Annotated in this window: 10 protein-coding genes and 1 riboswitch; of the genes, 1 reads left to right on the forward strand and 9 read right to left on the reverse strand. The window is 69.9% G+C overall.

Annotation, left to right across the window (positions count from 1 at the left end):
• Window positions 1-68: 68 nt before the first annotated feature.
• The 9 genes from PKH97_RS07145 to pnuC all read right to left on the reverse strand — a co-directional run bounded on the left by PKH97_RS07145 (window position 69) and on the right by pnuC (window position 8,651).
• Window positions 69-1,850, reverse strand: a complete 1,782-nt coding sequence (locus PKH97_RS07145) for an ABC transporter ATP-binding protein (RefSeq protein WP_324386714.1) — start codon at window positions 1,848-1,850, stop codon at window positions 69-71.
• The gene (locus PKH97_RS07150) at window positions 1,847-3,694 is read right to left on the reverse strand and encodes an ABC transporter ATP-binding protein (protein WP_324386715.1); all 1,848 of its coding nucleotides are present in this window, start codon (window positions 3,692-3,694) and stop codon (window positions 1,847-1,849) included. Before PKH97_RS07150 ends, PKH97_RS07145 begins: the two co-directional genes overlap by 4 nt.
• A 3-nt stretch (window positions 3,695-3,697) precedes the next feature.
• The gene (locus PKH97_RS07155) at window positions 3,698-4,336 is read right to left on the reverse strand and encodes a TIGR03085 family metal-binding protein (RefSeq protein ID WP_324386716.1); all 639 of its coding nucleotides are present in this window, start codon (window positions 4,334-4,336) and stop codon (window positions 3,698-3,700) included.
• A 55-nt stretch (window positions 4,337-4,391) separates the two neighbouring features.
• A complete protein-coding gene (gene hisF / locus PKH97_RS07160; RefSeq protein WP_324386717.1) occupies window positions 4,392-5,165 on the reverse strand; it encodes an imidazole glycerol phosphate synthase subunit HisF in 774 nt (257 codons plus the stop codon).
• Window positions 5,166-5,189: 24 nt separating this feature from the next.
• Window positions 5,190-6,149 carry a hypothetical protein gene (locus tag PKH97_RS07165; RefSeq protein WP_324386718.1) on the reverse strand — a complete coding sequence of 320 codons (960 nt, stop codon included), beginning with the start codon at window positions 6,147-6,149 and terminating at the stop codon, window positions 5,190-5,192.
• A 107-nt stretch (window positions 6,150-6,256) separates the two neighbouring features.
• Window positions 6,257-6,703 (reverse strand): PH domain-containing protein, encoded by a 447-nt coding sequence (locus tag PKH97_RS07170; protein ID WP_324386719.1) that lies wholly within the window; start codon window positions 6,701-6,703, stop codon window positions 6,257-6,259.
• Entirely contained in the window at window positions 6,691-7,536 is an 846-nt protein-coding gene (hisG, locus tag PKH97_RS07175; protein WP_324386720.1) for an ATP phosphoribosyltransferase, read from the reverse strand. Before hisG ends, PKH97_RS07170 begins: the two co-directional genes overlap by 13 nt.
• Before the next feature lie 63 nt (window positions 7,537-7,599).
• On the reverse strand, window positions 7,600-7,863 hold the full coding sequence (locus PKH97_RS07180) for a phosphoribosyl-ATP diphosphatase (protein WP_324386721.1): 264 nt from the start codon (window positions 7,861-7,863) through the stop codon (window positions 7,600-7,602).
• Between the two features lie 26 nt (window positions 7,864-7,889).
• On the reverse strand, window positions 7,890-8,651 hold the full coding sequence (gene pnuC, locus PKH97_RS07185; RefSeq protein WP_324386722.1) for a nicotinamide riboside transporter PnuC: 762 nt from the start codon (window positions 8,649-8,651) through the stop codon (window positions 7,890-7,892).
• A 109-nt stretch (window positions 8,652-8,760) separates the two neighbouring features.
• Window positions 8,761-8,891: riboswitch (FMN riboswitch) on the reverse strand.
• Between the two features lie 163 nt (window positions 8,892-9,054).
• Between pnuC and PKH97_RS07190 the strand changes: the two genes are divergently transcribed.
• Window positions 9,055-9,603, forward strand: a complete 549-nt coding sequence (locus tag PKH97_RS07190) for a SigE family RNA polymerase sigma factor (protein WP_324386723.1) — start codon at window positions 9,055-9,057, stop codon at window positions 9,601-9,603.
• The last annotated feature ends 166 nt before the right edge of the window (window positions 9,604-9,769 follow it).

Consider the following 9,769-nt stretch of genomic DNA (forward strand, 5'->3'; position numbering starts at 1 on the left):
AGCGGTTTGCGTCGGGAGGCCTGCGGGTCACTCTGGCACATGGCGTGAAGCCGCCCCGCCCCGCTGCCTCAGCCGCCCTGCTGGTTGGCGACCCAGGAGGCGTGGAGCGCGGCATACGGGCCGGGTTCGGTCACCAGGCGGTCGTGTGGGCCGCGCTGGACGACCCGGCCCCGGTCCATGACGATCACCTCATCCGCCGCCTGGGCGGTCGAGATGCGGTGGGCGATGGTGATCGAGGTCCGGCCACGGGAGAGAGAGTCCAAGGCCCGCTGGATGCGGACCTCGGTCGCCGGGTCGACGGCCGAGGTCGCCTCGTCCAGGACCAGCAGGTCGGGGTCGGCGAGATAGGCCCGGGCGAGCGCGACGAGTTGCCGCTCCCCCGCCGACATCGCTTCGCCGCGCTGGCCCACCGGGGTGTCGAGTCCGGCCGGCAGACCCGCGACCCAGTGGTCCAGGCCGAGTTCGGTCATCGCCAGTTCGACGCGGGCGCGGTCGATGGCTGCGCCGAAGCGGATATTGGCCAGCACCGTGTCATCGAAAAGGAAGCCCTCCTGGGGAACCATCGCGACGCGCTCGCGCAGTGAGGCAAAGCGCACCTCGCGGATGTCGACATCATCGAGCCGGACCATCCCGGTCGAGGGATCCATCAGCCGGGTCAGCAGTTTGGCGAAGGTCGACTTCCCCGAGCCTGTCTCGCCGACGACCGCGATGCGGCTGCGGGGGCCGATGTGCTCAGTGACTTCATGCAACACCGGCTCCCCGCCGGGATAGGCGAAGCCGACCGCGTCGAAATCGACCCGGATGGGCCCGCGCGGCAGGTCGACGCCGGTGACCCCCGGGTCCGCGACATCGGCCGGGGTGTCGACGACCTCAAGCACCCGCCGCCAGCCGGCGACGGCGTTCTGCAACTCGTTGAAGATCTCGGTGGCCTGCTGGACCGGCATGGTGAACAAGCCGACGAGGAAGAGGTAGGCGAGCAACTCCCCCAGCGTCATCCGGCCGTTCGCGCCCAAGAGTGTCCCGACCACGAGCACCACGGCCAGCGTGATCCCGCCGACGAACTGCCCCGCCGCGAAGGCCGCTGAGCTGCGGATATGCGCCGTGGTCGCGGCTCGGCGATGCCCCTCGATGGCCTCGTCCAGGCGGGCGGCGGTCCGGTCTTCGACGCCGAAGCTGCGAATCGTGGACGCCCCCACCACGGACTCCGACACCGCGGCGAGGAGGTCGCCGACGCGTTCACGGACCGCGGCATACGCCACGCCGAGCGAACGCTGCATCCGCCGGACGGCGATGACGAGCGGGATGAAACACCCCCACGTGACCGCGGCCAGAATCGGGCTGTACCAGATCATCAACGCCGTCGCGAGGGTGATCTGCCCGAGACTGACGATCAGCATGATCCCGCCGAACTGGACGAATTGGCTGATCGTGTCGACGTCGGAGGTCACGCGGGAGACCATCGAGCCGCGGCGTTCGGCGTTCTGGGTGAGCACCGACAGGTCGTGGATGTGCCGGAAGGCGGTGACCCGCAAGGTGGCAAGCCCGCCCTCCGCGGCGGTAAAGAGCCGCACATTCACCACGTATGCCGTGGCCGCGGTCAGCACGACCACCGCCGCCGCGATCGCGAGATAGCGATAGACCAGGCCGGTGTCCGGCCCGCCGGGCGCCTGCAGCGCGTCGTCGGTGATGCGCTGGACGACGACCGGGACGACGACCCGGCCGGCCGTGGTGACCAGGGCGAGGAGAAGCGTGACGAGGGCGCCGGCGCGCAACTCGGGCGACAGGTCGAGCCCGCGCTTGACGGTCTCCCAGGCCCGGGGCTTGTGCTCGGCCGAGGCGAGCGTGGTCATCGGTTCACCGCTTCCCGCTCGGCGGCCTCGCGGGCATACGCAGTCACCAGGTCGTGATAACCCTGGCATCGCGTCATCAGTTCGTCGTGGCGACCGCGATCGCGCAACCGGCCGCGCTCGAGATAGACGACGTCGTCGGCGAGAGCGATCGTCGACATCCGGTAGGCGATGACGATCAGGGTCATGCCGCCCGTGCCGGCGCCGAGTTCGGCGAGGATCGCCTGCTCGACGGTCGGGTCCACGGCGCTGGTCGCGTCATCGAGGACGAGCAACTGCGGGCGGCGCACGAGGGCTCTGGCCAGCGCGAGCCGCTGGCGCTGCCCGCCGGAAAGCGTGGCCCCGCGCTCCCCCACTTCGGTGTCGAGGCCGCGGGGCAGGGCCGCGACGAAACCGTCGGCCTGGGCCGCGCGCAGAGCGGCCCAGACCTCGTCGTCGTCGATCTCCAGACCGAGGGTGATATTGCCGCGGACGGTGTCGTCGAAGACGAAGGTCTGCTGCGGCACGAGCGCGGCCTCGCGGGCCAGGGCGCCGCGAGCGAGCGCGCGGACATCGGAGCCGTCGACGCGCACCCTCCCGCGGGTCGGGTCGATCAACCGGACGACGAGCGCCGCCAGTGTGGACTTGCCCGACCCGGTCGGGCCCACGACGGCGACGGTCTGCCCGGGCGCGATCTCCAGGTCGATGCTCTGCAGCGCCTCGGGAGGGGCCGAAGCGGTGTGGGCGGCGGCGTAGTCGTAGGACACGCCCTCGAAGCGCACGGCCACGCCGCCCGGGTGGTCCGAGCCGAGGGGCGCGGTGCCGGGGAGGTGGATATCGCCATACGTCATCTGGCCGCGGGCTTCGAGGACGGCGCTGACGCGCTCCCACCCGACCAGGGTGCGCGGGATCTCGCCGAGCACCCAGCCCAAGGCGCGCACGGGGAAGGCGAGCACCGCGATCAGATAGGCGAGCTGGATCAACTCGGCCGTGCTCACCGCGCCGGAAGCGATCCGTTGCACGCCGACGCCGAGCAGGGCGAGAGTGCCGATCGTCGGGATCGCCTCGATGATCGGGTCGAAGGTGCCGCGGGTGCGGCCGACCTCGATGGCCGCCCGGCGCAGCCGGTCGCTGACCTCCGCGAAGCGCGCCGTCTCATGGCTCTCGCGGCCCATAACCTTGACGATGAGCGCGCCGTCGAAGCTCTCGTGCGCGACTTCGGCAACCTCGGCGCGCAGTTGTTGTGCGTGCGTGACGCGGGCACTCATCCGACGTTGGAAGACAGCATTCGCCGCGAAGAGCAGCGGGAAGATCGTGAACCCGACCGCCGCGAGCACGGGGTCGACCAGCACCATCTGGACCGCGCCGGCGAGCAGCATGACGATGACGCCGAGGGCCATGGGCAGCGGCATGAAGATGCCCCACGCTGCCTCGACATCCGCATTGGCGTTGGAGAGCAACTGCCCGGACGGATGTCGTTGATGCCACGCGAGCGGCAGGCGGAGGTATTGCCGGGTGACCTGCCGTCGGTAGTCGGCAGCGACGTTGAACATCGTGAAGCCGCCGGCGATGCGCCGCAGCAATACCCCGATCGTGGTCAGCACGACCACGCCCCCGATGACCGCGAAGATCACCGCGGCCCGTCGCACCTCCAGATGACCGTCCGCAATGGCGGGCGTGATCTCGTGCGTGGTGACCCAGCCGACGGCCTGCGCCATCCCCGCGGTCATCACGCCGTAGAGCGTGCTCCCGCCCACCGCGAGCGCGAACAGCCCCGGCTCGGCCCGGACCCCCTTGGCCACCACGCGGGCGCTGCGCCGCAGAAGGCCCGTGGGTGGCAGGGCCCCGCCGAGATCGTCAGCCGGCATACGTCAGGCGAGCCCGAGCTTGCCGGCCCAGAGCGCTTCGACGGCCTCGTCGCGGCCCCGCGTGGAGATGTCCGCGACGCGATGCCGGCCGTATGCCGCGAGCACCAGTTCGCCGGGAGTGCCTTCGATCGTGACGCTGCCGAGACGAGTCGGCGACTTGGCGACCACGCGGCCGTAGGGGCTGACCAACTCGGCGCCGGTGGCGGCGCGGCGGAACATCAGCTTGGCCATCCGGCTCAATGCCGTCCACAGCGCGCGCTGCTCGGCCTCGGGGATGGCGCGATGCTCCAGCCCCGGCTCACCGCGCAGGACGTCCTCGTGGTGGATATAGAACTCGACCAGGTTGACCAACTCATCGACCGGGCCGATGTGGGTTGGCGAGTAGATCGGCGGACCGGTGCGGACGGCCTCGACCAGCTCGGGCCAGGGCTGGTGACGCATCGCGCGCTGGCGCGACTTGGCCCACCCGCCGACAACCGGGAGCATCTCGCCGAGCAGCAGATCGGGCCGGCCGTCACGGATCACGAGGTGAACGGCTAGGTCGGCGCTCTTCCATCCGCCGCACAGCGTGGGCGCCTCCGGGCCGACCGTCAGAAAGGTGTCGCAGAGGGCCTCGCGCTCCGCATGGGCGAATCTCGTCATACGTCCATCCTGCACGGTGGCTCCGACAACCCCTAACCAGACGCCGCACCGAGCGTCAGCGCACCGGGTGCCCGTGCGCCCGGATGGCGTCCTTGACCTGGGCGATCGTCAGTGTGCCGAAATGGAAGACCGAGGCCGCGAGGACCGCATCGGCCCCCGCGTCGAGGGCCTCGGCGAAGTGGCCGGGGGTGCCGGCGCCCCCGCTGGCGATCACCGGGATGGTGACGGCCGCCCGGACCAATTCGATCAACTCGATGTCGAAGCCGGCCGTCGTGCCGTCGGCGTCCATCGAGTTCAGGAGGATCTCTCCGGCACCGAGTTCAGCGGCTCGAGCGCACCACGCGACAGCGTCGAGACCCGTGCCCTGGCGACCGCCGTGCGTGGTGACCTCGAACCCGCCGGCCGGCGCGCCGTCCCGAAGACGGCGGCGCCGGACGTCGGCGGAGAGCACGAGCACCTGGGCACCGAAGCGATCGGCGATCTCGGCGATCAACTCCGGGCGGACGATCGCCGCGGTGTTCACCCCGACCTTGTCGGCGCCGGCGCGCAGCAAATTGTCGACATCGTCGACACTGCGCACACCGCCGCCGACCGTGAGCGGGATGAACACCTGTTCCGCCGTCCGTCGAACCACGTCATACGTCGTCTCGCGGCCGCCACTGCTGGCGGTGACGTCGAGAAAGGTGAGCTCGTCGGCGCCCTGGGCGTCATAGGCCTTGGCGAGCTCGACAGGATCGCCGGCATCGACGAGGTCGACAAAGTTGACCCCTTTGACCACCCGCCCGGCATCCACGTCGAGACACGGGATCACGCGCGCTGCCAAAGCCATGGCGCCAACCCTAAGCGGCCTCGCTTACCAGCCGATCGTCTTCAGCAGGGCGAGGGTGACCGGGCCAGGGGTGCGAATGGTCTCGCCGTCGCTGATGGCATAGGTCATCAGCGAGTTCTGGTTGCCCTTGGGGAAGGTCGTCTCGTCCAGGTGGCTGTAGCTGCTGCCCTGGCGCCACGTCGAGGGCGCGTAGAGCTTTGCCGACTTGCCGCCATTGGCCGTGCGCACGCCCGGGCTGTCGAAGAAGACGTTGTTGCTCTTGAGCGCCGAGCCGAGTTGAGTGGAGTTGTCGGGCATCTTCCACAGCAGCGGGCTGGTGGCGGTCGACCCGAGCCGCGTGTAGCGGTCGTATGCCGTGTTCTTGCCCTGATACTTCACCGTTCCGGTGCTCCCGGACGCGTTGCCGACGCCGAGGAAGCCGACGCCGTGGCCGAGCTCGTGGGTCACGACACTCTGGAAGTCGTACTTCCCGACCGGCGCCGGGCCGGTTCCGAACCACCAGTTGGTGAAGTTGCTGCTGAAGCGCGCGACGATGTCCGGCGAGGCGTTCAGTTGCTTGCCGGCCTTCTTGTTGGCGATCGCGTCGACATTCCAGACGCCACCGATGTCCCACACGGCGGACGGACCGGCCGCACCGAGCACGCCGGGGCCGAGCGGCTCCCAGCTGGCCTTGACGGTGACCGGGACGGTGGTGTTGAGCTTGCCCGCCCAGGTGTTGACGGCCCGCTGGAAGGCCGCCTTGGCCTCGGCCGTGAAGCCGGTGTAGGTGACGACGAACTTCGCCGTGGGAGCAGCCTTCGCGGCGCTCGGCGCGTCCTCGACGACGCTCTGCGTGGTCGCCGCCGGACCGGCGTAAACGGGAACGAGGGTGCCCGGCAGGGAGCGCGGGGCGCTCTCCGCGGTGGACGCGCCAGGCGCGAGTGCGAGGCCGACGAGGGCGGCGAGCCCGGCACCTGCGGTCAGGCGAGTGGACAGCGTGGTCATGGATTCCTTCTTCATCGAGGGGCGGCGTCCGATCAGCGCCAGGCCCGGGCATCCCCTGCTCGGGCCGCCCATGAAACTAACACCACGCGGACCCGCAGCCAAGCACCCTATTCAGCCGGGCGTTGACGTTCGGCGACCAGCGCGGCGAGCCGCTCGGCCTCGCCTTGGCCGCGCGCCCCGTCGGCCCGCTGGATGGCCATGACCGCAAGCGTTTCGCCGTCGATCAACTCAAGTTGCACCCAGGGTTCGCCGCCGCCGAAGCGGACGTCCTCGATCTCGGCCCACGGGATCTCCCGGGTCAGCAGCAGATTGCGCACGCGCAGCCCGGACGCGAACGGCCAGGCACCGATGCGGGCATACCGGGCCATCAAGGCAGCAATCGCCAGGCCCAGCCCCCACATCATCAGCCGGTCGCCGAGGCGCCAGTCGCCACCCTCATCGGGCCCGGGCAACAGCCAGGCGACGACGCCGAAGAGGCCCACGGAGATCCCGGCCGCGGCGAGCGCGACCCGCCGGCCGCGGCCCGGCACGAAAGGCTCACTCAGAGCCGGCATGCCGAGATCTCGGTGACAAGGATGGCCCGGGCTCCGAGATCGTAGAGCGCATCCATGACCCGGTTGGTCTGCGCGCGGGGCACCATCGCTCGCACCGCCAGCCACGCTGGGTTTTGCATCGGCGAGACGGTCGGCGACTCCAGCCCCGGCGTCACCCGGCAGGCCTCCTGAACCAACTCGGCCGGGCAGTCGTAGTCCAACATCACATAGTGCCGCGCGGTCACGACGCCGACGAGGCGCCGCCGCACAACCTCCACCGCACCACCCTGGCTGGTCCCGGGCCGGCGGATGAAGACCGCCTCGCTGCGCAGGATCGGCTCGCCGAAGGGCTCGAGGCCCTGCGCCCGCAGCGTGGTCCCGGTCTCCACCACATCCGCGATGACATCGGCGACACCCAGCGTGATGGCCGTCTCGACGGCGCCGTCCAACCGGACGACGTCCGCCTGCACGCCGGCCTGCGCGAGATGCTTGGCGACCAGCCCCGGATAGGACGTCGCCACGCGGCGACTGGAGATCGCGGCGACGTCGGCGATCTCACCGGGGCGGGCGGCATACCGGAAGGTTGACGCGCCGAAGCCGAGCGCCATCACCTCCTCGGCGCCCGAGCCGGCGTCCAGGAGCAGGTCGCGGCCGGTGATGCCGGCGTCCACCGTCCCCGATCCGACATAGACGGCGATGTCGCGCGGGCGCAGATAGAAGAATTCGACGCTGTTGTCGGCGTCGGTGACCACCAATTCCTTGGGGTCGCGGCGGGTCCGGTAGCCCGCTTCCTTGAGCATCGCGATCGCGGAATCCGAGAGCGAGCCCTTGTTGGGGACGGCAAGACGCAGCACCCGGCCAGGGTATGCGAGGTCGCCAACGCCCCGAGCCCGGTGCTCAGCCAGCGACGCTGCCGCTCACAGATGCCGGTAGACATCCTCCGGCGTCAACTCGCAGGCGAGCATGAGCACCTGCAGGTGATAGAGGAGCTGACTGATCTCCTCCGCCGTCTTCGCGCGGCCCTCGTATTCGGCGGCCATCCACACCTCGGCGGCCTCCTCGACGATCTTCTTGCCGATCGTATGCACGCCCGCGTCCAGGGCGCGGACGGTCCCCGAGCCGGCCGGGCGGGTGCGTGCCCGCTCGGCCAGCTCGGCATACAGCGCGTCGAAGGTCTTCACGCGCGCCAGGGTAGGCCTGCGCGGCGTCAGCGGGCGACCGCGTCCGCCAGCACGTCCGGGGCGGGCACCCGCTTGGCCTCATTGGTCGCCTTGACCCACTGGCTGAAGCCGTAGAGGACGAAGAGGCCGTAAAAGGTGTACATGACGGCCGTCGGGACGTAGTCGGTCGCGAAGCCGAGCGGCACACCGACCAGGTCGACGCCGATCCACGCGAGCCAGAACTCGTTCCAGCCCCGCGCCATCGCATAGGTGGCGACGAAGGACCCGACGAAGATCCAGGCGTCGCACCAGTAGTACCACCACTGCGGTTGCCAGTAGGGGTTCGGGGCGGCGTTCCACAGGGCGACGAAGACCTGGTGAACGACGACGGTCCCGAGCAACCAGCCGGCGATAACGATGGCGCGCTCGCGCGTGGTCATCCACCGCGGTGTGATCGCCGGCGCATCGCCGCCACCCGCGCGCTTCTGCAGCTGCGACCAACGCCACCAGCCATAGATGCTCGTGACGATGAAGAAGATCTGTCGCCCGGCCTGGCCGAAAAGCGGAATCCGCTCTCCCGCACCGAGAGTCGCGCCGATATAGACGAAGAAGAGCATGATGTTGGCGGTGATACCGACGGGCCAGGCCCACACCCGCCGCTTCATGCCGAACCACGCCGAGACGACGCCGATGAGGACGCCGATCAGTTCGAGCCAGTGGAGTTGATATTTCCCGATCGGGATCGCGGCGTTGATGAGCCGCTGAAAGACATTCTCATCGGCCGCTGCGGCCATGAGTAGTGATGACATCTGGTGTTCGTCCTTTGAGTCGTTGTGTCACTTCGGACGAACTCCGGGGGACGTGCACCTCGGGCGGGCGAGCGGTCCGCGCAGGGGCGCGGACGGCATACGGCCGTCGGTACGTGCTGCCTCCCATCCGGACTTTCACCGTCGGTCCCGGAGTTTCACCGGATCAACCGCACACTGGCTGTGTACGGGTCGTGGACTGTCACCACCGGTTCGGAATTACACCGACCCCGGAGCACGTGCCCCCAGTATGCCTCGCCCCCGCCGCTCGCTCGCCTCAGGTGTGCGTGGCGTCCGCCACGCGAGATTGCCGTATGCCGTTGCCTCCCGCCCATCGGTGCACCCCCTCCGCGGGGGCTGGGTCGAGCGTGTTAGGTGTGAGTGGGCTTTCTCAGAAAGGGTGGGTGTGGACGGGCAGGCGGATTTCGAGGCCTTCGTGCGGGCCCGGTGGCCGGTGCTGCTGCGCACGGCGTATCTGCTGACCGCCGATCCGCATCTTGCCGACGACCTGCTCCAGGACACCCTGGTCAAGGTGGCCTCGCGGTGGGAGGCGATCATCCGCGGCGGGCCACCCGAGGCGTATGTGAAGCGCGCCCTGGTCACCGGGTCCATCGACGGCTGGCGGCGGCGGGGTCGGGAGCCACGGCCGATGCCCGATGTGGTTCTGGCGCAATCGATTCCGCCGGCCGGGCCGATCGATGTGAGTGACCGCGTCGATGTCGGCGCCGCGCTCGCGCAGCTGACGACCCGCCAACGAGCGTATGTCGTGCTGCGCTATGTCGATGACCTCACCGAGGTCGAGACTGCCCGCCTGCTCGGGGTCTCGGTGGGGACGGTGAAGTCGCAATCCCGTGACGCCCTGGCCCGCTTGCGCACGCTGCTCACACCCAGCGATTTCGGCGTCCCGGCCGGACGCACCACGACCGAGACCAAGCCCTTCCCGGGAGGTCCTTGATGACTGTCGAACTGCGCGATCTGCTTGTGCACCAGGCTGATTCGGCTCTGAGCGCGACCCCGTCCGAGCCACCGGGCGACCTGTGGTCGCAGGGGCGGCGTCGCCGAACCCGGCGCCGGCTGACGGTCACGGCGGCATCCGTGGCCGCGATAGCCGCGGTGGGCGG

The organism is Nostocoides sp. (assembly GCF_035343835.1).
Classification (GTDB): domain Bacteria; phylum Actinomycetota; class Actinomycetes; order Actinomycetales; family Dermatophilaceae; genus Nostocoides_A; species Nostocoides_A vanveenii.